At 60.2% G+C, this 24791-nt stretch carries 23 protein-coding genes; 10 read left to right on the top strand and 13 right to left on the bottom strand.

What is annotated here, in order from left to right; translation table 11 throughout:
• The first annotated feature begins 129 nt into the window (after window positions 1–129).
• From IG629_RS16355 to IG629_RS16345, 3 genes are all read left to right on the top strand, one after another.
• Complete coding sequence (locus tag IG629_RS16355) at window positions 130–2571, top strand: penicillin-binding protein 1A (protein WP_193173002.1); 2442 nt, start codon at window positions 130–132, stop codon at window positions 2569–2571.
• 43 nt (window positions 2572–2614) lie between these two features.
• Window positions 2615–3737 (top strand): peptide chain release factor 2 gene (prfB, locus tag IG629_RS16350; RefSeq protein ID WP_193173001.1). Its coding sequence is split into 2 segments (ribosomal slippage): window positions 2615–2683 and window positions 2685–3737, totalling 1122 coding nucleotides; the frame shifts between segments, so codons are not numbered across the junction.
• A gap of 50 nt (window positions 3738–3787) precedes the next feature.
• Complete coding sequence (locus IG629_RS16345) at window positions 3788–4510, top strand: polyamine aminopropyltransferase (protein ID WP_193173000.1); 723 nt, start codon at window positions 3788–3790, stop codon at window positions 4508–4510.
• Window positions 4511–4667: 157 nt separating this feature from the next.
• On the opposite strand, the gene IG629_RS16340 is transcribed toward IG629_RS16345, so the two are convergent.
• From IG629_RS16340 to IG629_RS16325, 4 genes are all read right to left on the bottom strand, one after another.
• A complete protein-coding gene (locus IG629_RS16340; RefSeq protein ID WP_193172999.1) occupies window positions 4668–5291 on the bottom strand; it encodes a hypothetical protein in 624 nt (207 codons plus the stop codon).
• A gap of 69 nt (window positions 5292–5360) precedes the next feature.
• Entirely contained in the window at window positions 5361–6206 is an 846-nt protein-coding gene (locus IG629_RS16335; protein WP_193172998.1) for a CDP-alcohol phosphatidyltransferase family protein, read from the bottom strand.
• A 40-nt stretch (window positions 6207–6246) separates the two neighbouring features.
• Window positions 6247–6957 carry a phosphatidylserine decarboxylase gene (locus IG629_RS16330; RefSeq protein WP_193172997.1) on the bottom strand — a complete coding sequence of 237 codons (711 nt, stop codon included), beginning with the start codon at window positions 6955–6957 and terminating at the stop codon, window positions 6247–6249.
• A gap of 15 nt (window positions 6958–6972) precedes the next feature.
• Window positions 6973–8139 carry a LysM peptidoglycan-binding domain-containing protein gene (locus tag IG629_RS16325; RefSeq protein WP_193172996.1) on the bottom strand — a complete coding sequence of 389 codons (1167 nt, stop codon included), beginning with the start codon at window positions 8137–8139 and terminating at the stop codon, window positions 6973–6975.
• Window positions 8140–8262: 123 nt separating this feature from the next.
• On the opposite strand from IG629_RS16325, the gene IG629_RS16320 reads away from it, so the two are divergent.
• From IG629_RS16320 to IG629_RS16300, 5 genes are all read left to right on the top strand, one after another.
• Entirely contained in the window at window positions 8263–8847 is a 585-nt protein-coding gene (locus IG629_RS16320; RefSeq protein ID WP_193172995.1) for an LOG family protein, read from the top strand.
• 119 nt (window positions 8848–8966) lie between these two features.
• Window positions 8967–10181: an NADP-dependent isocitrate dehydrogenase gene (locus tag IG629_RS16315; RefSeq protein ID WP_193172994.1), complete on the top strand. Its 1215-nt coding sequence runs from the start codon at window positions 8967–8969 to the stop codon at window positions 10179–10181.
• 173 nt (window positions 10182–10354) lie between these two features.
• Entirely contained in the window at window positions 10355–11050 is a 696-nt protein-coding gene (locus IG629_RS16310) for a class I SAM-dependent methyltransferase (RefSeq protein ID WP_193172993.1), read from the top strand.
• Between the two features lie 183 nt (window positions 11051–11233).
• A complete protein-coding gene (locus IG629_RS16305; RefSeq protein ID WP_193172992.1) occupies window positions 11234–11584 on the top strand; it encodes a DUF6614 family protein in 351 nt (116 codons plus the stop codon).
• A gap of 2 nt (window positions 11585–11586) precedes the next feature.
• The gene (locus IG629_RS16300) at window positions 11587–12327 is read left to right on the top strand and encodes a sulfite exporter TauE/SafE family protein (protein ID WP_193172991.1); all 741 of its coding nucleotides are present in this window, start codon (window positions 11587–11589) and stop codon (window positions 12325–12327) included.
• Here the strand turns inward: IG629_RS16300 and IG629_RS16295 are convergent.
• The gene (locus tag IG629_RS16295) at window positions 12324–12749 is read right to left on the bottom strand and encodes a VOC family protein (RefSeq protein WP_193172990.1); all 426 of its coding nucleotides are present in this window, start codon (window positions 12747–12749) and stop codon (window positions 12324–12326) included. The two genes, IG629_RS16300 and IG629_RS16295, sit on opposite strands and share 4 nt — an antisense overlap.
• 69 nt (window positions 12750–12818) lie before the next feature.
• On the opposite strand from IG629_RS16295, the gene IG629_RS16290 reads away from it, so the two are divergent.
• The gene (locus IG629_RS16290; protein WP_193172989.1) at window positions 12819–13418 is read left to right on the top strand and encodes a TetR/AcrR family transcriptional regulator; all 600 of its coding nucleotides are present in this window, start codon (window positions 12819–12821) and stop codon (window positions 13416–13418) included.
• 28 nt (window positions 13419–13446) lie between these two features.
• On the opposite strand, the gene IG629_RS16285 is transcribed toward IG629_RS16290, so the two are convergent.
• From IG629_RS16285 to IG629_RS16265, 5 genes are all read right to left on the bottom strand, one after another.
• Window positions 13447–14037 carry a putative glycolipid-binding domain-containing protein gene (locus IG629_RS16285; protein WP_193172988.1) on the bottom strand — a complete coding sequence of 197 codons (591 nt, stop codon included), beginning with the start codon at window positions 14035–14037 and terminating at the stop codon, window positions 13447–13449.
• Between the two features lie 50 nt (window positions 14038–14087).
• Window positions 14088–17426, bottom strand: a complete 3339-nt coding sequence (locus tag IG629_RS16280; protein ID WP_193172987.1) for an error-prone DNA polymerase — start codon at window positions 17424–17426, stop codon at window positions 14088–14090.
• A gap of 16 nt (window positions 17427–17442) precedes the next feature.
• Window positions 17443–19050 (bottom strand): DUF6504 family protein, encoded by a 1608-nt coding sequence (locus IG629_RS16275; RefSeq protein ID WP_193172986.1) that lies wholly within the window; start codon window positions 19048–19050, stop codon window positions 17443–17445.
• A 91-nt stretch (window positions 19051–19141) separates the two neighbouring features.
• Entirely contained in the window at window positions 19142–19624 is a 483-nt protein-coding gene (locus IG629_RS16270) for a PilZ domain-containing protein (RefSeq protein WP_193172985.1), read from the bottom strand.
• 156 nt (window positions 19625–19780) lie between these two features.
• On the bottom strand, window positions 19781–20587 hold the full coding sequence (locus IG629_RS16265) for an ImuA family protein (protein WP_193172984.1): 807 nt from the start codon (window positions 20585–20587) through the stop codon (window positions 19781–19783).
• A 45-nt stretch (window positions 20588–20632) separates the two neighbouring features.
• Between IG629_RS16265 and IG629_RS16260 the strand changes: the two genes are divergently transcribed.
• A complete protein-coding gene (locus IG629_RS16260) occupies window positions 20633–21079 on the top strand; it encodes a PaaI family thioesterase (RefSeq protein WP_193172983.1) in 447 nt (148 codons plus the stop codon).
• Window positions 21080–21185: 106 nt separating this feature from the next.
• On the opposite strand, the gene IG629_RS16255 is transcribed toward IG629_RS16260, so the two are convergent.
• Genes IG629_RS16255 through IG629_RS16245 form a run of 3 tightly spaced genes read right to left on the bottom strand, consistent with a single transcriptional unit; the run spans window position 21186 to window position 24672 of the window.
• Window positions 21186–22838 (bottom strand): ABC transporter ATP-binding protein, encoded by a 1653-nt coding sequence (locus IG629_RS16255; RefSeq protein ID WP_193172982.1) that lies wholly within the window; start codon window positions 22836–22838, stop codon window positions 21186–21188.
• The gene (locus IG629_RS16250; RefSeq protein ID WP_226886837.1) at window positions 22835–23728 is read right to left on the bottom strand and encodes an ABC transporter permease; all 894 of its coding nucleotides are present in this window, start codon (window positions 23726–23728) and stop codon (window positions 22835–22837) included. Before IG629_RS16250 ends, IG629_RS16255 begins: the two co-directional genes overlap by 4 nt.
• Entirely contained in the window at window positions 23728–24672 is a 945-nt protein-coding gene (locus IG629_RS16245; RefSeq protein ID WP_028467401.1) for an ABC transporter permease, read from the bottom strand. Before IG629_RS16245 ends, IG629_RS16250 begins: the two co-directional genes overlap by 1 nt.
• Between the last annotated feature and the right edge of the window lie 119 nt (window positions 24673–24791).

Below are 24791 nucleotides of genomic sequence, written 5' to 3'. Positions count from 1 at the left end.
AAAAACGCCCGTGATATTCCTTCACGTGATAGCCACATGACATCGCGCACAATTGTGTCACATTGAAAATGGTATTGTGCGCTTGGCATGCAGCCCGTCGGCTGCGCAACCGGAGGCATTAATCGGCGCATGCGCTGGGTTTTAGTTCTGTTCTCGACGTTTCTGATCGGCTGCGTGATCGCCGTGGGCGGTGTCCTGTGGGGCCTGCACCATTTCGGCCGCGGGTTACCGGACTACAAGCAACTGGCAGATTACGAGCCTCCGGTGATGACCCGCGTGCATGCGGGTGACGGACGCCTGCTCAGCGAATATGCCCGCCAGCGCAGGGTTTTCGTGCCGATCGATGCCATGCCGCGCCGGGTCATCAAGGCCTTCCTCTCGGCCGAGGACAAGAATTTCTACAGCCACCCCGGTATCGACTTCATCGGCCTCGCCAAGGCGGTTGTCGACAATGTGCGCAACCTTGCCCAGAACCGACGCCCCCGCGGGGCCTCGACCATTACCCAGCAGGTCGCGAAAAACTTCCTGCTGACCAACGAGGTTTCCATCGAACGCAAGGCCAAGGAAGCCATTCTGGCACTGCGCATCGAGCGCGCGATCAGCAAGGACCGGATACTCGAGCTTTATCTGAATGAAATCTATCTGGGCCTGCGCTCCTACGGGGTCGCCGCCGCCGCGCTGAATTACTTCGACAAGAGCCTGGATGAATTGAGCATCGCCGAGGCCGCCTATCTTGCCGCTCTTCCAAAGGCCCCGAACAACTACCATCCGGACCGCAAACATGACGCCGCCATCGCCCGGCGCAACTGGGTGATCGGTCAGATGCAGGAAAACGGCTTCATCACTGCCGAAGATGCGGAGACGGCAAGGGAACAGCCGCTCGCCACACACAAGCGGACGGTGACCGAGGTGGCACAGGCCGATTATTTCGCCGAAGAGGTCCGGCGCTGGCTGGTCGATCGGTTCGGCGAAGACGGCCTTTATGAAGGCGGCCTCTCCGTCCGCACCACACTTGATCCGAAGCTGCAGCGTATCGCGGACGAGGCCCTGCACTGGGGACTGATGCATTACGACCGCCGGCATGGTTGGCGTGGCCCACTCGGCCAGATCGATGTCGTGGCCGGTTGGGGCGACGCCCTCGGGGAGTTCCAGGTCTCTGAAAGTGCTTTGCCCGGTTGGCGCAAGGCGCTCACCCTGATCGTCGAGGAAAAGCATGTGCAGATCGGCTTCGAGGATGGATCCTTCGGCATGATCCCTCTCGGCGAGATGACCTGGGCACGGGAATGGCGTGAGAAGCAGCGGCTTGGCAACAGCGTAAAGAAAGCCTCCGATGTCCTGGCACCGGGCGATGTGATCTTCGTCGAGGCGGTTGCCAAGGACGATGACGGCAAGGAATACCCGCCGAACACCTTTACCCTACGCCAGATCCCGAATGTCGATGGCGGTCTCGTCGCCATGGACCCGCATACGGGCCGCGTGCTGGCGCTCTCTGGCGGCTGGAGCTTCCGTGACAGCCAGTTCAACCGGGTCACCCAGGCCTCCCGACAGCCCGGTTCTGCCTTCAAGCCTTTCATCTACCTGGCAGCGCTCGATAACGGCTACACGCCGGCGACCCGTATCCTGGATGCCCCCTTCGTGATCGATCAGGGTCCCGGCCTCGGGAAATGGAAGCCCGCGAACTACACCAAGAAGTTCTACGGCCCAAGCCCGATGCGGCTCGGTATCGAAAAGTCGCGGAACCTGATGACGGTGCGCCTCGCCCAGACCATCGGTATGGATCTCGTTACCGACTATGCCCGGCGCTTCGGCATCGACGAGGACATGCCGAAACATCTCTCGATGGCGCTCGGTGCCGGGGAAACCACCCTGATCAGAATGACGACCGCCTATTCCATGCTGGTGAATGGCGGAAAACGTGTCGTGCCGACACTGATCGACCGGGTGCAGGACCGCAACGGTCGCACCATCTACCGTCATGACGCGCGGAATTGTAACGGCTGCATCGCCACCCGTTGGCGGATCGAGCCGGTCCCGGCTATCCCGGACACGCGCGAGCAGGTCGCCGATCCGGCCTCGGCATATCAGATGGTCAGCATGCTGGAAGGCGTCGTGAAGCGCGGTACTGGCCGGCGAATATCCACCATCGGCAAGCCGCTCGCCGGCAAGACGGGCACCACGAACGATAATATCGACACCTGGTTCGTCGGCTTCACCCCCGACCTTGCGGTCGGTGCTTTTGTCGGCTTCGACCAGCCCAAAACGCTGGGACCGCGGGATACCGGCTCCAACGTCGCCGCGCCTCTCTTCAAGCATTTCATGGAGAAGGCGCTGGCTGATCAGCCCTCCATCCCCTTCCGGATTCCGCCGGGTGTCCGCAAGGTCCGGATCAATGTCGCGACCGGCGCCCTGGCCCAGCCGGGCGACCGGGACGTCATGGTAGAGAGCTTCAAGAGCGGCACCGAGCCGACCGGCGAAAGCGAGATCGTGTTCGGCGGCGATACCGCCGGATGGGACTCGACAGGCCCCGGTAACACGGCTCCGGTTGCGGGACGCGGCTCCGGCCTATATTAAGAGCGCCCACGTCTTTCCAATCCAATCAGGGAGTGCGTCGGCCATGCGTGCCGAGATCACCGCGACCGCCGAAGAGATCAAGCAGTCGATAGAGCTGCTGAGGAGGCATCTTTGACTGGGATGTTTCCCATGTCCGCCTTTCGGAACTGAACGCCCTCGTCGAGGATCAGAGCCTCTGGGACGATGCTGACCGCGCACAGAAACTGATGCGCGAACGGACCCAGCTTGAGAAAAACCTCAACGGCGTTAAGCAGCTCGAACAGGACCTTGCCGACGCCATCGAACTCATCGAACTGGGTGAGATGGAAGAGGATTCCGATATCATCGCCGAAGCCGAGGCGACGATTTTCGGGTTGAAGGAAGTCTGCGCCAAACGCCAGATCGAGAGTTTGCTCTCCGGCGAGGCGGACGGATTCGACTGCTACCTCGAAGTCCACGCAGGTGCCGGCGGTACAGAGGCTCAGGACTGGGCCTCGATGCTGCTGCGCATGTATACGCGCTGGTGCGAAAGCCACGGCTACAAGGTCGACTGGCTGGAAGAGAGCGCCGGTGAAGAAGCCGGACTCAAATCCGCCACCATCAAGGTAAACGGCCATAATGCCTATGGCTGGCTGAAGACCGAGAGTGGCGTACATCGTCTGGTGCGGATCTCGCCCTATGACAGCGCCGCGCGCCGCCATACGAGTTTTTCCAGTATCTGGGTCTATCCGGTGATCGATGACAGCATCGATATCGTGATTGAAGACAAGGATATCCGGGTTGATACCTACCGGGCATCTGGTGCTGGTGGTCAGCACGTCAACAGAACCGACTCGGCTGTTCGGATCACCCATATCGCGACAAATATCGTCGTACAGTGTCAGAATGACCGCTCGCAGCACCGCAACCGGGCAACCGCCATGGACATGCTGAAAGCGCGTCTGTACGAGGCGGAGCTGCAACGGCGCGAAGATGAGGCAACCGAGATTGAGGCGGGGAAATCCGATATCGGCTGGGGCCATCAGATACGCTCCTACGTGCTGCAGCCCTATCAGATGGTCAAGGATCTGCGGACCAACGTGGAGACTTCCGCGACACAGGCCGTGCTCGATGGCGATATCGACCAGTTCCTGGAAGCCTCACTGGCACAGAAGCTGGGTGACGGGAACGCCAACACACCGGATTAATCCGGTCAGGTCAGACTGGAGCCGCTGGCCCGAGAAGGATCGCGAGCCGTATGAGCCTGTATTTCGAGGAACTTGACTACCGGCCCACGCCAATCGGCGCCATCAGTCTCCGGCGGCGGCGCGAGCTGTCGCTCGGCGTCGATGTCTTCGAGATCATGCTCGGGGACGAGCATCTCATGTCGAGCCTGTTCACGGCTTCGGAGATCGCCCTCGCCGAGCTGGGGCTTGCTCCGCTTACCGGTGACAAGCTCGACATCCTGGTCGGCGGGCTCGGCCTCGGCTACACGGCCAAGGCCGTCCTGGAGGATGACAGCGTCGGCTCTCTGCTGGTGATCGACATGCTGGAGGCGGTGATCGACTGGCACCGCGAAGGGCTGCTGCCGCTCGGCACGGAGGTGGCGGACGATCCGCGCTGCAAACTGGTCCAGGGTGACTTCTTTGCAGGAGCCGCGAGCGAAGCCGGTTTCGATCCCGACGACCCCGGTCGCCGCTTCGACGCCATTCTGGTCGATATCGACCATTCGCCGGAAGCACTGCTCGACGACCGCAGTGCCGGCTTCTACGGCCCCGAAGGTCTGGGAGCGCTTTCCGCGCATCTCAAGCCCGGCGGCATCTTCGGTCTCTGGTCAAACGACAAACCCGATCCGGCCTTCACCGAAAGGCTATCCGGTGCGTTCGCAGGAGCCTGGGCCGAGCCGGTGACTTTCCACAACCCGCTGCAGGACCGCCCCTTCACGCAGACGGTCTACCTCGCGCGCAAAAGCTCCGAATAAAATTCGCGAACACGGGAAACCTAATCTGGAAACACAAACACAGCCAATCAAAAATAATAATCACAAACGAAAAACAACAACTATCACTTGCACAAGAAAAGCTTGAATATTTTACAAAAAAGTCATGTCGACGAGAAAAATAGGAGAAATATATTTTTCACCTTACAGAAATTTTAATTTTTCCAAAATCATCGAACTTAATAAGCCCTGTTTTCCGATCTCTTTTGATACGATCCGGAAAAAACCCATAATTCGTTTCAAAAAAGAAATGGATCTCCGGAGAATTGAAATGCACTTTTTCTATCGAAAACGTAAAATACTCACCCAAATCGGTGAATGAATTTGGATACACTGGAAGGCGAATTAATTCTCTAAGATGATTTGGCGCACCTGGATCAATGTAACTTGGAACTCCCTTTTCTTCATCAACATTAATCCTCCAACCACTTGGAAGATAAATGTGCCAATACCCCTCTTCTGGCTTCAAAACCTGCGTGCCTTTATTTCTTATGGAAAATTTGAAGGTCGCTTCATATTTTCCATTCGGCGCCTCCACAAACATTAATTTGTCACTGTACTCATCGCCTTGTTTTACCAACATCGTTATGTCAGGAGATTTAAAGAAATTCGTGTAATAATTCACAATCAAAGCAATGAAAACAGAGACAATAACTGAAGAAAAAATCGCCGACCAAAGAGAAATCTGAAACTCTTTACTAAACACAAACCCTTGAATGAAATTAAAAAACTCCAAAATCGCACTCACCTCACAAACACTCAAACACCCTCCCTTATAGCACTAAGGGTTTCACTTTTTATTTAACAAAAACAAGACCAATTAAGAAGAATTTCATTTCTCTCTCTTAGATTTCTCAATCGGAGTCACATTCTCACTCGGACCGGAGGATTCATGACCAGCATCCCTCTCTTCGTCCGCCTCCACATCCACCTTACGCTGTAGGCGCAGATAGGAGCGGTAGCTGAGCGGAAGTGAAAGCAGATAGGTGAAGATAAAGGCGGCAAAGAACTGCCAGGGCGCGCTGACCAGCCAAGCGACACAGCCGCCGACCACAATCAGGAGCGGCAGCACCAGTTTCTGCGGCACCCGGGCGCCCTTGAAGGAATAGGTCGGGACCTGCGAGACCATCAGCAAACCGACAACGACCTGCCAGATCGCGAGGAAGTGCGGCTGGTGCAGGAAGCCGAAATCCACCTCAAAGCTCAGGATAAGAGGCAGCAGGCCAAGGCCGGCGGCGGCCGGAGCCGGGACTCCGGTGAAGAAGCGGTAGGTGAAGGGCGGCAGGGTCGGGTCTTCGGTCTTCGTGTTGAAACGGGCCAGACGCAACGCCATACAGGTGGCAAAGAACAGCGCCGCCATCCAGCCGAAGCTTTTCAGCTCCTGGGTCGACCAGAGGAACAGGATCAGCGCCGGTGAGACGCCGAAGCTGATGAAGTCGCCGAGCGAGTCGAGCTCGGCGCCGAACTTGCTCTGCCCCTTCAGGAGCCTTGCCATGCTGCCATCGAGCGTATCGAGGATGGCGGCGACGGCGATGGCGCCGACGGCCAGCGTCCATTGCTCGTTCAGGGCGAACCGGACCCCGGACAGCCCGGCGCACAGCGCCATGACCGTAATCATGTTCGGAATCAGCTTGCTGATCGAAATCACCGGAAGCCGGCGCCGTCTGCCCCTGATCATGGTGCTTTTATCCGTGTCCAGTTGTCGGAACCGCCAGTACCTAGCGGATCTCGCCCTTACGCGCCGCCTCGGCGGAATTCAGATCGGCAATCACGGTCTCGCCCGCGACAGCGCGCTGTCCGACCGCGACCAGAGGATTAACGCCTTTCGGAAGATAGACATCGACCCGGCTGCCGAAGCGGATCAGACCGAACCGCTCACCCGCCTGCACGGCCTGATCTTCCTGAAGATAACAGATGATACGGCGCGCGACCAAACCGGCGATCTGCACGAAGGCGACCTTGCGCCCGTCCTTCATCTCGACGGCAACGAGCTGACGCTCGTTCTCTTCGCTCGCCTTGTCGAAAGCGGCGTTCACGAATTTGCCGGGAACATAAGCCAGTTTGCAGACCTGCCCATCGACCGGGATGCGGTTCACATGGCAGTCGAAAACATTCATGAAGACGCTGACCCGGCACATCGGCTCGTCGCCCATGTCGAGCTGCTTCGGCGGCGGCGCATCGACGATCATCTGGACAACGCCGTCGGCGGGCGTGATGACCAGTCCCTCGCGGCTCGGGGTCACCCGGTCCGGGTTACGGAAAAAGTAGATGCACCACATCGTCAGCACCAGGCCAACAAAGCCAAGCGGCTCCCACACGGCGTAGAGCAGCAGTGTCAGCACCGCAAAAGCGGCGATGAACGGGTACCCTTCGCGTGCCACGGGGACCAGCACGCCCTTCAGAACGCCATCGTCCTGCTGATTTAACATTCGTTTTCCGTCCGGTTAGTTGACTGTCGGCAACCCGAAGACCTGGCCCGGATAGATCAGGTCGGGATCGCGGATCTGGTCGCTGTTCGCCTGATAGATCTCGGTATAGCGGAAGCCGGAGCCATAGACCCGGCTGGCGATCCGCCAGAGATTGTTGCCGGGCTGTATAATCACCACCGAGTCTTTCGGCAATCCCGTGATCGGCACGGCGCGGATGAAAGGCAGCTCGATACGAGCAACCACCTGGCCGCTCGTCGTCACCTTGTCGACCCGCACCTGATGGGTTCCGGTTTCGATATTCTGTTCCGGCTTCGCCGACCAGTTTCCGTCGGCGTCGGACGTCGCCCGCGCCGCCAGTTTATTGTCGACATAAATCTGAACTTCAGTGTCCGGCGCAGTCTTGCCGCTGAAGACGACGGCGCCTGTGTCGTCATAGTCGATCACGTCAAGCGTGACATCGGTTTCGGCGTCCGGGGAGGCTGTGCCATCCGCCTTCGCCGTTTCGGTTTCGGGGAAGGACTGAACCTTCGGTGTTTCTGTCGCCGCCCCGGCAGGTTCGGGTTTCGGCTGCGGCGCCTGCAATATCTTGGTCGGCGCGCTGGAAGCCTGATCGCGCGGTACCACCATGGCCAACGGCTTTTCCGTCGCCTTGGTTTCGCGCCCGGCGATGTCCTTGCCCTTTTCCGGGATCACAACGACCACCGCATTATCAGATTTGGACGGCGCTTCCGTATCCGTGCCGGTATCGCTTTCGAGAGTCAGAACGCTGCTGCCCGACGGCAGTTTCTGCTCCGGAAGGAAGACCCAGTCCCCCTTGTCGTCAGCCTGCACCTCGCCGATTTTCCGCTCACCGTCCATGATCCGGACGTTCGCGTTCGGCTTCGCCTTTCCTGCAATAACCGTGTTGCCCTCGGGGTCGACACGGACAACGTCGAAACTCGGCTCAGCGAGATCCGGTTTCTCTGCCACAGGTGCTGGCGTCTCGGCGACAGCCGGCGGACTCGTTGTATCCGGCGCTTTTGCAGCCGTTTTCGGCGCTGGCGCGACGGCGGAGTTTGTCACAGCCGGCGTCTCCACCGGAAGCGGCAAACCGCCCTCATCCGTGGTCCAATAAACCAGCCCCACGGCCGAGGCGAGTACCAGGATTCCGGCAGCGCCGATCAGATACGGCTTCGATAACATACTTCGGGGCTCCAACACGCGGTTCGTTAACAATAAACTCTTACAATCGCGGGCGCAATGCAGCGGAAAACTGTGATTTCTTGCCGCTTGACCGGATCCTGAGAGGGTGAGATAGACGATCTTATGAAAGAGAAAAAATCCATCTGCGTATTCTGCGGTTCCTCCGGGAGAGTCGATGAGGCCTTCCGGCAGGCAGCAACCCAGTTCGGCACCCTTGTCGGCGAGAAAGGGTACGATCTCGTCTATGGCGGCGGCCATGTTGGCCTGATGGGCATTGCCGCGGACGCCGCACTCGCTTCCGGCGCCTCGGTCCTCGGCGTGATCCCGAAATTCCTGCAGGATTATGAAGTCGGCCATGAGGGACTGAACGAGTTGGTCGTCACCGACAACATGCATGACCGTAAACGGATCATGTATGAGCGCTCCGATGCGTTCGTGATCCTGCCCGGCGGCCTCGGCACCATGGACGAGACCTTCGAGGTTGTGACCTGGACACAGCTCGGCCTCTCTAAAAAGCCGGTGGTGATCGCCAATATCAACGGCTTCTGGGATCCGCTCCTGACGTTGGTCGACCATCTCGTCGCGACAGGGTTCGCACGGGAAGAGAACCGCGCGATCATCCAGGTCGCGAATAGCGTGGAAGAGGTCTTCCCATTGGTCGCGGCCGTTCCCGTGACACACGGAAGTGTCGACTCAAAGTGGGTCTGAACTTCCTTAACAACGCGGCATCATGGCAGCAGGCCCGGCGCGCGCATCTTGCATTGCGCCGCCTAGCTGATATTTTGCCGCCGCAGCTCAAGAAATCCATCCACAAGGGAGCCAGCTAGATGGCGAAGATCAAGGTCAAAAATCCTATCGTCGAGCTCGACGGCGACGAGATGACCCGGATCATCTGGGAGATGATCAAGGAAAAACTCATCCTCCCGTACCTCGATGTCGATCTCAAATATTACGATCTCGGCATGGAAAAGCGCGACGAGACGGATGACCAGATCACCATCGACTCCGCGAATGCGATCAAGGAATACGGCGTCGGCGTCAAATGCGCGACCATCACGCCGGACGAAGCCCGGGTCGAGGAATTCGGCCTGAAGAAGATGTGGCGCTCGCCGAACGGCACGATCCGCAACATCCTCGGCGGCACCGTGTTCCGTCAGCCGATCATTTGCAAGAACGTGCCCCGGCTGGTCCCGGGCTGGACCCAGCCGATCGTCATCGGCCGTCACGCCTTCGGTGACCAGTATCGCGCCACCGACATGGTGGTGAAGGGTCCGGGCAAGCTCACCATGACCTTCCAGCCGGCAGACGGCGGCGAAGCCATCACCCACGAAGTCTACGACTTCCCGGGCGGCGGCGTTGCCATGTCCATGTATAACCTGGACGAGTCGATCCGCGGTTTCGCGCGGGCCTGCCTGAACTACGGTCTCGATCTTGGCTGGCCGGTCTATCTCTCGACCAAGAACACCATCCTCAAGGCCTATGACGGCCGCTTCAAGGATCTGTTCCAGGAAGTCTTCGAGGAAGAGTTCGAGTCGAAGTTCAAAGCCAAGGGCATCATCTACGAACATCGCCTGATCGACGACATGGTCGCGGCCGCAATGAAATGGTCCGGCGGTTTCGTCTGGGCCTGTAAGAACTATGACGGCGACGTGCAGTCCGACACCGTGGCCCAGGGCTTCGGCTCGCTCGGCCTGATGACCTCTGTGCTGATGACCCCGGACGGGAAGACGGTCGAAGCGGAAGCCGCCCACGGCACCGTTACGCGTCACTACCGTCAGCATCAGCAGGGCAAGGAAACCTCGACCAACCCGATCGCCTCGATCTTTGCCTGGAGCCGTGGCCTCGCCTACCGCGCCAAGTTCGACGAGACGCCGGAAGTTGCAAGGTTCGCCGAAGCTCTGGAAAAAGTCTGTGTCGACACTGTCGAAGCCGGCGATATGACCAAGGATCTGGCGCTGCTGATCAGCCCGGACCAGCCCTGGCTCACAACCCAGCAGTTCCTGTCCAAACTGGACGAGAACCTGCAGAAGGCGATGGGCTAACAAGTCTCAACATCCAAGAACGACAAACAGGCCGCCTTAGGGCGGCCTGTTTTTTCTGTGCGAAGCAAACAGAATTCGATACCGTCGACAGCAGGTTCCGCTCAAAAGCACCTTTCCGAGCACATAATAAGCAATAGGAGGCGGCCATCCCTCTCGCTCCGTTTACATGTGATATGTTGGTCCATTGCTCGACCACATTTAAGCTAGGCGGTCGTTTTCTGGCGCTTGGTCGTCTATCGCCTTCTTCCCTCACTGCCGATTATCTAGAACAACGACTTTCCGCGTCGGGCCTCGACATTCCAAAGCAGCTGAAAGATCACCCTCGGGACGAGCCGGTACCTGACCACCTCTTCTTCGAATGCCTCGGATATGACGAGGCTTTGTCTTCGGACAAATCGGCATATGAAGCGTCTGAGGTCATTCATGATCTCAACGAGCCGACCCCGCCACCCGAATGGATTGGCCAGTTCGACGTCGTCTACAACAATGGCACGATAGAGCATGTATTCAACGTGCCAAATGCATTGAATTCCTGCCACGAGTTGCTCAAACCAAACGGCGTAGTAATTCACGCGGGACCAGCAAACAACACTGTTGATCATGGATTTTATCAACTTTCACCCACTCTTTTTTTCGACTATTACAGAGCCAATGAATACGAAATATTGAATTGCGCTTTAATTAAGAGCTCAGGAAAAGACGGTCATTCAAAAATTTCAATTCAACCTTACAATACTTATGATAACCCAACAGATCATTTGTATGGAAAAATGGGCGATGGAGTTTGGACTATCCTGTTCATCGCTCGAAAAACTGAAAAATCAACGTCCGACAAGGTTCCGACACAGTTTCGGTATGCTCATTTATAGAATTGAGACCAAAACAGACTGATCAATTCTCACTGACGGGTTGCCTTCACGCTAGGTCGTCCGGATGATCCAAACAGACCGTAACCAGAGGCTGGAGCAGAGTTATCTAATCTCGCCAGCTCCCATTTTCGCCCCTTTCTGGCACCTGGTTCCCGGGCGGCATTTATCTGGGACTGAACTTTTATGGATTTCTACCATATTTACTGCGACCTGAAGCCGGACGTGTCTGACATGGATTTCGCAGACTCCGTCCAGAGCTACTTCGCGCACCTGAAGCAGGAAGGCCTGATCGAGGGCTCCCGGATTACCCGTCGCAAGCTCGGGCTCGGCCCCGCCGACGGGACCGAATTCCATATGTGGCTCGAGACGAAGGACCTGGCGCAACTCGATGCCGCCTTCAACCACGTCTCGACCCGCAGCGAGCCGGTCGAGAGCTTTCATCATGCGGTGAACTCGAAGGTCCAGAACGTCCGCTTCACGCTCTACCGCGATTTCCCGGACCCGCAGCGCCAGCGTGGCGAGGAGCGGTTCTGATCTTGGAAAACGAACTCTTCTACTACGGTGTCATTGCACTAGGCGCCTTTGCCGGTGCACTCGCTTCCGGGCTCGCCGGTTTTGCTTTCGCCATCACCTCGCTCGGCATCTGGGCGCATGTGTTGAGCCCGGCGGAAGCGGCGCCGATGGTGGTGATCTGCTCTCTTCTGGTGCTGCTCAGCACCTTCGCGGCGATCTGGCGCTCTATCGATTTCCGCTCGGCCTGGGTGTTTATCCTGGGCGGCCTGATTGGTGTTCCTGCCGGCGTCGCCCTGCTGCCCCTGGTCGATCCCGGTCCCTTCCGGATCTTCGTCGGCGCCACACTGATCCTCTATTGCGGTGGCCTGCTGCTGAGCGGCCGATTTCCCGCCATCACCGGCAAGCATCCTTTTTTGAACGGTCTGGTTGGCCTTGGCGGCGGTATCATGGGCGGTTTCGCCGGCCTCTCCGGTGTGTTGCCGACGATCTGGTGCAGCCTGATGAAATGGCCGAAGGACAAGCAGCGGGCAACCTTCCAGCTATTCAACGCCGCCATGCACAGCGCCACTCTGACCCTCTATGTCCTTCAGGACAGGCTGCCGGACAATGTTCTGACGCTGCTCGGCGCCTCCGCCCCGGCCCTGATCCTCGGCAGCGCGCTCGGGTTTTTGCTCTATCGCCGGATCAATGACGCGCAGTTCAAGAAAGTGCTGCTCTGGATGCTTGGGCTTTCCGGGATTGGGTTGCTAATCCCTGCCCTCTAGGACGGTACCGCTTCCGGCGCATACTGAGCCAGAAACTCCTGGCTTGGCGCGATCGGTGTGATGACATCGATCAGCACTCCGTTCGGGTCCTGCGTAATGAAATGGCGTTGCCCGAACGGCTCATCCCGCAGCGGCAGCAATACCGGCAGCGCCGCCGCCTCAACCCGCGCATATTCCGCATCCACATCTGGTACCTCGAAATTGAGGATCAGCCCTACCGTACGGCCACGACCGCTCTCGGGGATCGTCTCATGGTCGCCCTGAAGCACGGCGATATTTACAGACTCGTCTTCCATTGACTGAAGATGGACGTACCAATCGCTCTCGAAAGCCGGCTCGAAGCGGAAGTGCTCCCGGTAGAACCGCACTGTTCCAGGAACATCGCCTGTCAGGATAACCGGATAGAACTGCGTACATTTCATCCCTTTCGCTCCCTCTCGCATTTACATACAGTGTGCATGTAAAAATCAATAAACATACAGGCTGTATGTATGCAAGAAAATTCCGGCCACCGCTCCAATCGCGAGCGCACCAAGGAAACTCGCGCGGCCCTGCTCTCGGCGGCGCGGACCCTCTTCATCGAGAATGGCTATGCCGACACAGGCACGCCAGAGATCGTCAAGGCAGCAAACGTCACACGCGGTGCGCTCTATCACCATTATCGGGACAAGGAAGACCTGTTCCGCGCTGTCGTCGAACGGGAGGCGGCTACGGTAGGCGCGGAAATCGAACGGAACGCCTGCGCCGCCGCAACGCCTCTAGATGCGCTGATATCGGGATCGAATGCCTATTTCGATGCGATGGCCATAGAAGGCCGGGCCCGTCTGCTTCTGCTCGACGGGCCGGCCGTGCTCGGTCCGGAGGAGATGTCCCGTATCGACAGGGAGACCGGCGGCGGATCGTTGCTGGACGGACTCGCCGCACTTTTCGGCCGGGCTCCGGATCCGGAAATGCAGGCCCTTGCGGATTTGCTCTCCGCCTCGTTCGATCGTGCAGCACTCGCCATCGCACAAGGCGCCCGCCGCGACGACTACGAAAGTGCTATGGCAACATTGCTCAACACGCTCACCGTGACAGTAGCCGGAACTTGATCAGCCAGGACAGGGAGCCTGCCTGCGTTTAGGTGCTGCTCCCGTCGGCAACCTCGCCCCGACGATCAAGGGCCGCCCAAAGGCCCGGATAGTTACGAACCAGCCCCGCTTCATCCAGAAGCAGCATCGCTTTGAAGCCATTGGCGGGTGATACGTACTCAAACCGGTCATTCGTCACGCGGCGATAGATTTGACGGAGCGGCTTCAGACTCCAGTCAGCCTCGTCGAGCCAGGCGGCTGTGGTTTCAACGGCAGTGCCAGGGGCCAGACAGCTCCGCCTGACAGCAACCGTGTTTGTTGCCGGGGTAAAGCCGAGGTCAATGTCCGACGCCCCCATAACGGCCGGGACCGGCTTTTCGTTGCAGGTCCAGCCTCCGTCATCGTCCCGCCGGATAATGAGATCAATCCGGCGGCCATCCGCCCATCCGAGCAAACGCGCTTTCCGGGTCACCCAGTCGCTATCGCAGGCGATATGATAATCGAGATGTAACGGCATTCCGCCGTGAAGCCCGGTTGCGGTGCCCTTGAGATGCCACGCGTCTTCGCTCCGCATGATGCGGCAAAGGTCCGTGCCCGGCTCATCCAGCCGTCGCCAGATGATGTATCGCGTCGCCTTCATATGCCTTCCTGAACCATCAGGCCTTCGATCGGCCAGGCCAACGAGGCCGGTCAATGGAAATCCCGGCTTACCACCTTCAGGTCCGGTTTCATATTACGGGGATGAGTGTGGAGCGGCTTTGACGGACGGATCTGCTCCGGGTTCGGCGCCGGGTGAAGCGGCAGTTTCGGACGCGGCGGTTTCTCACGGTAATCTTCCTGCGGCCGGGAGATCTCGTCCGCATTGGCAATGGCCCCGTTAAACCCGGCCTCGTCCACGGTACCGTCGGTGAGCCACCCGAGCCTGTAGGTCAGGTCCTCCAGCTTTTCGACCACCACATGGATCACCCGCCCTTCCCGCTGTACCAGCCCGGTGACGCCAAGAAACTTGGCGCCGAGCACAATGCGGCGAAACTGCTCAAACCGGTCTGGCCAGACGATCAGATTTGCGACGCCGCTCTCGTCCTCCAGAGTGATAAAGATAATACCCTTTGCCGTACCGGGGCGCTGACGCACCAGCACCAGACCGCCAAGCCGGACCCGCTTGCCGTCGCGCATCCGGCCGAGATCCTCGCAGCGAATACAGTCATCGCCATCAAGACTGGAGCGCAGCAAGGATATTGGATGCGCCTTGAGAGACAGATGGAGCGCGGCATAATCCTCCACCACCTGTTCCCCGAGTGGCGCCGCCGGGAGATGCACCGCCGCTTCCTGCAGCGTGATATGTGCCTGCTCCCGGACTTCGGCTGCAAGGAAGAGCGGCAAGCCGCCCGGGTCCCGATCCGACCGGACCGGGCCGGTCACAGCACGGGCAAGGCCGCGGACAGCCCAGAACACCTCGCGCCGGGCCAGCCCCATTGAAGCAAAGGCATCGCCCCGCGCCAGCATTTCCAGCACCGGAGGCGTGATCCCGGCCCGGCGCCAGAGCTCACCGGGATCGCGGTATCCCTGCCCCCGGCAGGCCGCGATCATGTCGGCATCTTCCTCACGCATGCCCTTGATCTGCCGGAGCCCGAGACGGAGTGCAAAACGGCCCGTTCCATCCGGCTCAAGATCGCAGTCCCAGCCAATGCGATTGACGTCCGGCGGCAGCACGGTGACGCCGTGCTCGCGCGCATCCCGGACGATCTGTGCCGGGGCGTAAAAACCCATCGGCTGCGAATTCAGCAACGCCGCGGCGAACATCGCCGGATACCGGCACTTGAACCAGCTTGAGACATAAACCAGCAGAGCAAAACTGGCGGCGTGGCTTTCCGGGAACCCGTAATTGCCGAACCCCTCGATTTGCCGGAAGCAACGTTCGGCGAAGTCGCGCTCATACTCCCTCTCCACCATGCCTTCGATCATCTTGTCGCGGAACTGGCCGATCTGACCGGTCTTCTTGAAAGTCGCCATGGCGCGGCGCAACCGGTCCGCCTCCGAGGGCGTGAACCCGGCCGCGACGATGGCGATCTTCATCGCCTGCTCCTGAAAGAGCGGCACGCCGAGCGTCTTGCCCAGCACCTTCCGCAACTCTTCGGACGGAAACTCTACCGGCTCGATCCCATCTCGGCGGCGAAGATACGGATGCACCATGTCGCCCTGAATCGGCCCCGGCCGGACGATCGCCACCTCGATGACAAGGTCATAGAAATTCCGCGGACGCAGGCGAGGCAGCATCGCCATCTGGGCCCTGCTCTCCACCTGGAAGACACCGAGGCTGTCTCCACGGCTCAGCATGTCATAGACTTTTGGGTCCTCTGCCGGCACGGAGGCGAGATCGTATTCGAGCCCGTAATGGCGCTGCAGCAGGGTGAATGCCTTCTGTACGCAACTCAGCATGCCAAGGGCGAGAACGTCGACCTTGAGCATTCCCAGCGCATCGAGATCATCCTTGTCCCATTCGATCACGGTGCGGTCCTGCATCGCCGCATTCTCGATCGGCACCAACTCGTCCAGGCGCCCGCGAGTGATGACAAAGCCGCCGACATGCTGGGAGAGATGGCGCGGAAAGCCCATCAGTTGCCGGGTGAGATTCATCGCCATGGCAAGCCGCCTGTCTGCCGGGTCGAGACCGACCTCGCGGATCCGGTCGTCCGAGACACCATCTCCGTGCCGCCCCCAGACCTGAGACGACAACAGGCCGACCACATCCTCAGACAATCCCATCGCCTTGCCCACATCCCGCAACGCGCTTCGGGAACGGTAGCTGATTACTGTGGCCGCCAGACCCGCACGCTCCCTTCCGTATTTCCGATAGATGTACTGGATGACCTCCTCGCGCCGCTCATGCTCGAAATCGACATCGATGTCGGGCGGCTCGTCGCGTTCCTCGCTGACAAATCGCTCGAACAGCAGATCGGCCCGGGATGGATCGACCGAGGTGATGCCGAGGCAGTAGCAGACCGCAGAATTCGCCGCCGAGCCCCGCCCCTGACAGAGGATATTCCGGCTTCGGGCGAAGCGGACCATGTCGTAAACGGTCAGGAAATAGGGGGCGTAGTCGAGCCGGGCGATCAGATCCAGCTCGTGCCGAAGCTGAGCCCGCACCGGTTGCGGGATGCCCTCGGGATAGCGTTCGGCAGCACCGGCAAGGGTCTGCGCCTCGAGCTCTTCCTGTACCGGCCGGCCGTTCGGGACAATCTCGTCGGGATATTCATAAGCCAGCTCGTCCAGTGAGAACTGGCAGCGGTCGGCAATACGAACAGTTTCGGCGACGGCGTCGGGCAAGTCCCGGAACAGCCGCGCCATCTCTCCCGGCGGTTTCAGGTAACGCTCCGCATTGGCATCGAGCCACCAGCCCGCGTCGTCTATCCGGCAATGCGCGCGAATACAGGTCAATACATCCTGCAGCGGGCGGCGCTCCGGTACGTGATAATGCACGTCATTGGTTGCGACCAAAGGCAGACCGGCTCCACGAGCGAGCGTGGCGAGCGCTCGCAGTCTCCGGCCGTCATCTCCGTGATAGAGCATGCTGGCGGCGAGGTGACAGGCTGCGGGACAAGCCTCCGCCCAGAACCTGAGATCCGCAGCATAGTCTTCCGGAAGACGGGGTGGCGGCAGCAGCAGAAAGAGCTGGCCTTCACCATGCTCGATCACATCCTGACGGGTGAGCAGGCATTCCCCTTTTGTGGCGCGGCGTTTGCCGACGCTCAGCATACGGGAAAGACGGGCATAAGCAGGCCGGTCAGTCGGCAGACAGATCAGACGCGTGCCGTCCTCAAGGTCGAGGCACGCGCCGACGATCAGCTTTATGCCATGTGCCCTGGCTGCGATATGGGCCCGGACTACACCGGCGAGGCTGTTCCGGTCGGCGACGGCAATGGCCGCATGACCCAGCCGGGCTGCCGTCTCCACCAGTTCTTCAGGGTGGGAGGCTCCCCGCAGGAAACTGAAGTTACTGGAGACCTGAAGCTCGGCATATCCGGCCATGGGTCCATACGAGCCCTCAGGAAAACAGGCCGTGCAGATACCATTGCGGCTTCTCGCCCCGCTCTGCCAGACCTTCGCGATAGAGCCAGAAACGCCGACCGTCCTGATCCTCCAGCCGGAAATAGTCCCGTGTCATGGCATCCACCTCTGTCGCGGCTTCAGTACCGGCACGCCACCATTCCGGTGCCAGCCGCTCCGGTCCGGCAGCCTCCGCAACCCGGTACTCTGCGCCGCGCCAGCGGAACCGGGCTGGCGGATGATCCGGCAAAAGCGCCGTTGCCTCTACCCGCTCCGGGCGCCGCATAAGCCGCACAGGCCGGGCCCGTTCCGGCGTCAGTGGGCGCAGATTGCTCCAGTGAAGTGCCTTGCCGGACGGACGGATATCCCCCCGCCGCTCCGCCCGTTCGGGCCGATGGCTCTCTGTCGGCTGCAACCGGTAGATCGCTTCACCCCCGAGTCGGTTGGCCAGACGGTCGCCGAGATCGGCCACGGCATCACGGTCCTGTCCCGCAGTAGCGCCGAGCGCAGCCTGCACGCCACCCGCCATATCTCTTTCGATGACGTCGGCCACGGCAACATCGATACCGAACCCCGGGTCGAGTTTATCGAAATGCTGGATCAGAAGACGGAACAGCACATCCGCATCCCGGCAGGGCCGGCTGGTGCCGACGGTGATTTGCGGCACAGTGCCATCGACCCGGAAGAAACGGATCCGCACCCGCCTGGCGCCGGCTTGTTCGCGTTCCAGACGTCGGCAGAGACCGGCAAGACATTGCCGGGCCGCACGCTCCAGGTCCTCCCGAAGGGCAATAGGCTCCGCGAAGGCCAGCCGTTCCCGGAAAGGTACTTCCGGCAGGCGCATGTCGAGCGCGGCCGGTCGGTGACCGAGGGCACGGTCCAGCGCTTCCACCATCGCGGCGCCGAACCGGCTCACGAGTGGGGCCCGCGGCTTGCCGACGATCTGGGCAATACGGCGCAAGCCAACCCGATCGAGCGCCTCGACTGTGGCCGGCACGAGGCCAAGCGCCGCTACAGGCAGCGGCTCAAGCGCCATGGAGGTTTTCCCCGGCGGTACCAACGTCAGGGTAGAAGGGGAGAAACGGGCGATGGCACGGGCGGCGTCAGGGGTATCCGCCACCGCGAGCCGGGCAGCAAAGCCAAACCGGCTCAAGGCCGCGAGGCAATCGCGCCCAAGCGCCTGTTCCTCCGTTCGAGTGTCCTCCGCCCCGTCCCGCCGGAAGAGGTGCGCGCAACCGGTGATATCGAGGTAGAGGCCAGCACTGCCGCCTTCCCCATTGAAAGGTGCCGCGCTGCTATCCACCGCGACCATCGGCGTATAGTGCTGGCACCAGGCAGCGAGTTGTTCCAGCCGTTTGCGATCGGCTCCCGTATCGGCTTCAAAAGCCTTCAGACCGGGCAGCATCGCCCTGGCATCGGCAAGAGAACGCCCGACCTGTATTCCTTGCTGAACCGCAGCACTGCCTGCCGCAGCGATAATTTCAGCCCCCCCAACACGTCTGGTCATGACCAGGGGCCGGTCACCCGAGGCAAGGCCGCTGTCGCCGTTGCAGCGCCAGTCGAAAGTAAAATCCGGAATGAAGAGATACAGAAATCGCCGTGCCATGAACCGTCTCCCCGTAATGAGTTGACCTTATTTGTTCACTATTTGTTCTCATTGTCAATACGATCGAAAACAGGCGTCTCGTAAAATGAGATCAGTGGCCGGAGAGGCCGAACAGCCAGAAGAGATAGAGAGCAATCAGCACGCTGCCGCCAACGACGCTCCAAAGACCAAGCCGGCGGAACAGGATCCGGCGTTCCGCCGCGCGTTGCTGGGTCTCGATGCGCTGATGCCGTTCCGCTTCAATGGCACTGAGGAAACGCAGCAAATTGTCGATGGATTCGCCTGCCAGCGACTGGAATTGCGCGGCGATACTCTGCCCGTTATGCAGACGACGAACGATATCCGCACTGAACGGAAATTCGATCAGCTCTTCACGACCTTTCCAGTAGATCGTGCCTTCAAGAGGGGTTCCGATATCCCGCCCGTCTTCAGGCAGGCGGGCAAGAAAACCGCCGATGGAAATATCAATGAGCGGAAGCCGACGCCCTTCCACCGAAGCATAGGCGCCAGTCACAGACCACCGTCCGTGCCTGCGTCTTTCCTCAGCGATCACTGTCTCCGCGACAGCATTCATTCGTCAGCCCCTTCATCTTTGGCAACAGTGTACACGACTGCTGCCATTTCGGCTGCGGAGGATGATCTTTACGTCAACCAGGCAAAAGAGTGATCCGGCACAGCACCAAGCAGTGTGCGTAATGTTAACGAGGAATATCAAAAAGTACATATAGGGCTACGCGGCAGCACCCGATGCCGCAAAGCTCCTCGTTTCCGGCCACACAGGGCTCACTTCCGGGCGCTCCTCCGGCATTCGGAATCGTCCATCACGCGAATCCCAGAACAACCGCCAAGCGGCTGGTTGCCCCCCGCGCAAACGGTCGAGAGAAAGCGACCAGAGCGGCCGCGGATCACCGCCTGAAGGCGCGGCCCTGACGGACCAGCGGCTGTCTGCCGTTCCCGCTGCCGTCTCTCCTGCAACGCTCCGGAGCAGAAAGCCGGTGACGCCACTTGTTTCCGCCGCGAGCTGCAGGCGTCGCTCGGCGACCCGCGCCGCCTCCCCGGCATGTGCCGGGCCGAATTCGCCCACGACCCCGGCAAGACCGGTGCACCGCAATCCTTCCTCCATGGCCCAGAGCCGTTGCGCCTCGTCCCGCGCCTCGACGAAAAGGACCCGGTCCATATCGAGTCCGAGAGCCGCCAGCCCGCAGCCATAGGCCATACCGCCAAACATGTTGGCATCCCGAAGGCACCAGAGGATATCCCCGCCACGCGCAGCTCCCAGCAGGCGTACCGACATGGCGGCAGCGAAACCGAAGACGCTCGCGTCCCTTACTTCGGTACGCGCTTCGCCGGTGATTTCATGAATACGGCCAAGGGCGAGGCCACCGCCAAGATGATGATCCAGACCCTCCAGGCCGAGCGGACAGCGCGCCGCCCGATCCCCAGCGTCAGTGCCGCGTTCAATAGCCCGCACCTGCGCACGCAGAGATGCCAAATCGGCCCGTTGCCCGACGCCGTTACTGCGCTTAGGATCGCCCATTCGACCACCTAAATGTTCTTGATTTGTTCTAAGGTATGTCTTTCCATGAGTCAATCGGCCGACGCTTCCGCATCCGATCAGCCCCAATCCCTTGAAACCATGCTCGGCTTCAATGCCGACCTCGGCTTCCGCCTCACAGAGTGGGCGGACGGCTATGCGAAGCTGGAGCTGGAGCTGACGGAAAAGCACCTGAACCGCAGCGGCATCCTGCATGGCGGCGTGGTCGCCACGATCATCGACGCGGTCGGTGGCTATTGCGGTGTCTGGGTGCCTGAAGGGGCCGAGAAAAAGCGCGCCCTCACCCTGTCGCTGACCACCAGCTTCATGGGGACGACCAAGGAAGGCCGAATCTACGCCACCGCCAAACGGCGCGGCGGCGGACGCTCGGTATTCTTCGCCAGCTGCGAGGTCTACAGCCCCGAAGGTGTTCTGATCGCCATGGGCGAAGGCACCTACAAGGCACTGATCAGCAAGGTGACCTCCGCCGGCTGATACCCCGCCTTAGCAGCCCAAAGGAATGCTCGCGCAGCAAGGTTTCAGAAATGCCACAGCAGCACCAGGCGATGGTGCTGCTGGCTCTGACGAAGCCTGATCCGGATCACTTCGCGAAGGCGACATCCCGGCCCGGCGCGGCTGCGAGCAGCGAGCGGGTGTATTCGTGCTTCGGATCGGCATAAACCTTCGCCGTCTCGCCTTCCTCGACCACGACACCATTCTGCATGACCATGATCCGGTCGCAGATCTGCGCCGCGACGCGCAGATCGTGGGTGATGAACAGCATGGCGAGATCGTAGCGCTCTCGGACATCGTCCAGCAGGTCCAGCACCTGGGCCTGCACTGAGACGTCCAGTGCCGAGACCGCCTCGTCCGCGATCAGCACCTTGGGCTGCATGGCAAGCGCCCTGGCGATACAGATACGCTGACGCTGGCCGCCGGAGAACTGGTGCGGGAAGCGATCCAGCGCATCCGGGCTGAGGCCGACGATCTCCATCAGCTCGCGCGCCCGGCTATCCGCTTCGGCCTCGCTCACGCCAAAATTCATCGGCCCCTCGACAATCGACTGCCCGACCGTCCGGCGCGGATTGAGCGACCGGTATGGATCCTGGAAGACGATCTGGATATCCCGCCGGTGCGGCCGCATCGCATTTTCGGAAATGGTCGCGATATCCGCACCTTCCACTTCGATATGGCCAGACGTCGGATCCTGCAGACGCACGATACAGCGGGCCAGTGTCGACTTGCCGGAGCCGGATTCACCGACCACGCCGAGGGTTTCCCGCCGGTGCACCACGAGGTTCACATCCTTGTTGGCGTGCACCTCACGGCTCTTCCGGAACAGTCCGGTCCCGCCATAGACCTTGTTGACCTTTTGCGCGATCAGGGCTGGCGAGCGTTTGTCGATCTCGACCCGGTGGCTTGGTGTCATGGAAGGCACGGAACCGATCAGCATCTTTGTGTAAGGATGCTGGGGCTTCAGCAGGATCTCATCCCGCGTGCCCTGCTCGACGATCTTGCCCTTCTGCATGACGACGATGCGGTCCGCGATTTCCGCCACCACGCCGAAATCATGGGTGATGAACAGCACGCCCGAACCATGCCGGCGCTGGATGTCCTTGATCAGGTCGAGGATCTGCGCCTGGGTGGTCACATCGAGCGCGGTTGTCGGCTCATCGGCGATCAGCAGCCCCGGCTCAAGCGCCAGTGCCATGGCGATCATGATGCGCTGACGCTGCCCGCCCGAAAGCTGGTGAGGGTAGCTGTCATACATCTTCACATGGTCCGGCAGGGAAACGTCCGCCATGACCTCAAGCACACGCTCTTTCTGCTCGGCCGCCGAGAGGTCGGTGTGGATCTCCAGCATCTCACGGATCTGATCACCCACCTTGATGACCGGGTTCAGCGCCGTCATCGGCTCCTGGAAGATCATCGCCATTTTCTCGCCGCGCAGGCGACGCATCTCGGCATCCGACTTCTTCAGCAAGTCCTCGCCCTGAAGAATGATCTCACCGCTGACCGGTTTCACCTCCTTCGGGTTCAGCCCCATGGTGGTGAAAGCGGTCACGGACTTACCGGAACCAGACTCCCCCACCACGCAGACGATCTCCCGCGCCCCGACGGTGAAGCTGATATCCTCGACGGCGAACGGGCGGTCCGCCCCCTTGGGCAGCGCCACCGAGAGATTGCGGACTTCAAGGACGGGCGTGGCCGCTGCGGCCCCCGTCGTCTTCGCTGCGACTTGTGTATCGGTCATGCGCGCATCTTCCGGGCAATACGGGGATCAAGCGTGTCACGCAGTCCGTCGCCGACAATATTGACGGCCAGAACGGTCAGCGCGAGAGCGACACCGGGATAGAAAATGATCCAGGGGGTGAGCTGGAAATAGGTCCGCCCCTCGGACATGATGTTCCCCCAGCTCGGGATTTCCGGCGGGATGCCGGCTCCGAGGAAGCCGAGGATCGACTCGGTCAGCATCGCGGCGCCGCAGATATAAGTGGCCTGCACGATCATCGGAGCGATGGTGTTTGGGAGGATATGCCGGATCAGGATCGCCGGAAGCCGTGTGCCGGAGGCAATCGCCGCTTCCACATAGGGCTCGTCCCGCACCGTCAGCACAACGGCGCGCACCAGCCGCACGACCCGCGGTATTTCGGGAATGGTGATGGCAATGACGACCGTGGTCAGCGTCGCGCCTGAAATCGAGATCATGGCAATCGCCAGCAGGATTGCCGGGATCGCCATCAAGCCGTCCATCACCCGCATCACCGGCGCATCGAGCCAGCGCACATAACCAGCGAGAAGCCCAGTGAACAGGCCGATCACGGTTGCGATGGCCGCCACGGAAATACCGACAACGAGCGAGATCCGCCCGCCATGGACGACCCGGACGAAAATATCGCGGCCGAGAAAATCCGTGCCAAACCAGAAATCCGCCGACGGCGGTTTCAGCCGGCTGATTACGTTCTGCTCGGTCGGCGATCCGGTGAAGAACGGCCAGATAAGTGCGATCGCCGCCATGATCAGCAGCAGGATACCGCCCCAGAACACCGACCTGTTCCGCATCATCAGCGCGAATGTCGACGGCTGCTGCTTTTCCGGAAGGACGTCGTCCACGGACATCTGTTGAGGATCTGTCGCTGTCATCAGTACCTGATCCTCGGGTCAAACAGGGTGTAGGAAAGATCGATCAGCAGGTTGATCAGGATGTAGATGAAGCTGAAGAACAGGATCAGCCCCTGGATCACCGGGTAATCGCGGGCCAGAACCGCATCAAGCACAAGCCGTCCGAGGCCCGGAATGTTGAATACCGATTCAGTGACCACCACACCGCCGATCAGCAGTGCGATGCCGACGCCGATCACAGTCACAATCGGCACCGCCGCATTGCGAACAGCGTGCTTCATCAGGATTTTCCACTCGGACTGGCCCTTTGCACGGGCGGTCCGGACATAATCCTCTTCAAGGACTTCCATGACCGAGGCCCGCGTCATGCGCGCGATCAGCGAGATGAAGATCACCGAGAGCGCAAGAACCGGCAGGACCATATGTCTGAGGAAGGTGAAAAGTCCGTGGTCGAACGGAGACTTGTAGCCCTGGACCGGCAGGATCTTCAGCTGCATCGCCAATACATAAATCAGGCAATAGGCCAGGACGAAGACCGGCACCGAGAAGCCGCCGACCGAAAAGAACATGACGAACCGGTCAATCAGAGACCCCGATTTCCAGGCAGCGATGGTTCCGAGCGGCACCGCGACGGCGACCGCGAACACAATCGTGCAGAGGGAAAGCAGCAGGGTCGGCTCGATCCGCTGACCGATCAGTTCCATAACCGGCTTTTTGGAAAAGATGGCGGTGCCGAGATCGCCCGAGGCGAGCTGCAGGATCCAGCGCCAGAGCTGCACCAACATCGGATCGTTCAGTCCGAGCTGAGTGCGGATACGCTCGACATCCTCAGCCGTCGCATAATCCCCTGCGATCACAGCTGCCGGATCGCCAGGTGCAAGTCGCAGAAGCAGGAAAACCAGCACGGCGACAATCACCATCACGGGGATCGTCGAGAGCACGCGCTTCAAAACATAGGTCAGCATGGAGAGGTAAGCTCCTCAAGGCGTCTGTCGCCAGTACGGGCCTTTACCGGCCCGAGGGCAGAGCATTGCAGAGGAGCCGTCCGGACCAGGCGATCCGGACGGCTTTCTGACGGGCGAGA

Source organism: Nisaea nitritireducens (assembly GCF_014904795.1).
GTDB classification, from domain to species: domain Bacteria; phylum Pseudomonadota; class Alphaproteobacteria; order Thalassobaculales; family Thalassobaculaceae; genus Nisaea; species Nisaea nitritireducens.
The sequence above is the reverse complement of the archived record's forward strand: the minus strand, read 5'-3'. Positions and strand labels throughout refer to the sequence as shown.

Bases quoted from the DNA above. Each gene is read 5' to 3' on its own strand.
- IG629_RS16355 (WP_193173002.1), top strand. From the start codon at position 130: ATGCGCTGGGTTTTAGTTCTGTTCTCGACGTTTCTGATCGGCTGCGTG.
- IG629_RS16345 (WP_193173000.1), top strand. From the start codon at position 3,788: ATGAGCCTGTATTTCGAGGAACTTGACTACCGGCCCACGCCAATCGGC.
- IG629_RS16335 (WP_193172998.1), bottom strand. From the start codon at position 6,206: ATGATCAGGGGCAGACGGCGCCGGCTTCCGGTGATTTCGATCAGCAAG.
- IG629_RS16330 (WP_193172997.1), bottom strand. From the start codon at position 6,957: ATGTTAAATCAGCAGGACGATGGCGTTCTGAAGGGCGTGCTGGTCCCC.
- IG629_RS16325 (WP_193172996.1), bottom strand. From the start codon at position 8,139: ATGTTATCGAAGCCGTATCTGATCGGCGCTGCCGGAATCCTGGTACTC.
- IG629_RS16320 (WP_193172995.1), top strand. From the start codon at position 8,263: ATGAAAGAGAAAAAATCCATCTGCGTATTCTGCGGTTCCTCCGGGAGA.
- IG629_RS16315 (WP_193172994.1), top strand. From the start codon at position 8,967: ATGGCGAAGATCAAGGTCAAAAATCCTATCGTCGAGCTCGACGGCGAC.
- IG629_RS16310 (WP_193172993.1), top strand. From the start codon at position 10,355: ATGTTGGTCCATTGCTCGACCACATTTAAGCTAGGCGGTCGTTTTCTG.
- IG629_RS16305 (WP_193172992.1), top strand. From the start codon at position 11,234: ATGGATTTCTACCATATTTACTGCGACCTGAAGCCGGACGTGTCTGAC.
- IG629_RS16295 (WP_193172990.1), bottom strand. From the start codon at position 12,749: ATGAAATGTACGCAGTTCTATCCGGTTATCCTGACAGGCGATGTTCCT.
- IG629_RS16290 (WP_193172989.1), top strand. From the start codon at position 12,819: ATGCAAGAAAATTCCGGCCACCGCTCCAATCGCGAGCGCACCAAGGAA.
- IG629_RS16285 (WP_193172988.1), bottom strand. From the start codon at position 14,037: ATGAAGGCGACGCGATACATCATCTGGCGACGGCTGGATGAGCCGGGC.
- IG629_RS16280 (WP_193172987.1), bottom strand. From the start codon at position 17,426: ATGGCCGGATATGCCGAGCTTCAGGTCTCCAGTAACTTCAGTTTCCTG.
- IG629_RS16275 (WP_193172986.1), bottom strand. From the start codon at position 19,050: ATGGCACGGCGATTTCTGTATCTCTTCATTCCGGATTTTACTTTCGAC.
- IG629_RS16270 (WP_193172985.1), bottom strand. From the start codon at position 19,624: ATGAATGCTGTCGCGGAGACAGTGATCGCTGAGGAAAGACGCAGGCAC.
- IG629_RS16265 (WP_193172984.1), bottom strand. From the start codon at position 20,587: ATGGGCGATCCTAAGCGCAGTAACGGCGTCGGGCAACGGGCCGATTTG.
- IG629_RS16260 (WP_193172983.1), top strand. From the start codon at position 20,633: ATGAGTCAATCGGCCGACGCTTCCGCATCCGATCAGCCCCAATCCCTT.
- IG629_RS16255 (WP_193172982.1), bottom strand. From the start codon at position 22,838: ATGACCGATACACAAGTCGCAGCGAAGACGACGGGGGCCGCAGCGGCC.
- IG629_RS16250 (WP_226886837.1), bottom strand. From the start codon at position 23,728: ATGACAGCGACAGATCCTCAACAGATGTCCGTGGACGACGTCCTTCCG.
- IG629_RS16245 (WP_028467401.1), bottom strand. From the start codon at position 24,672: ATGCTGACCTATGTTTTGAAGCGCGTGCTCTCGACGATCCCCGTGATG.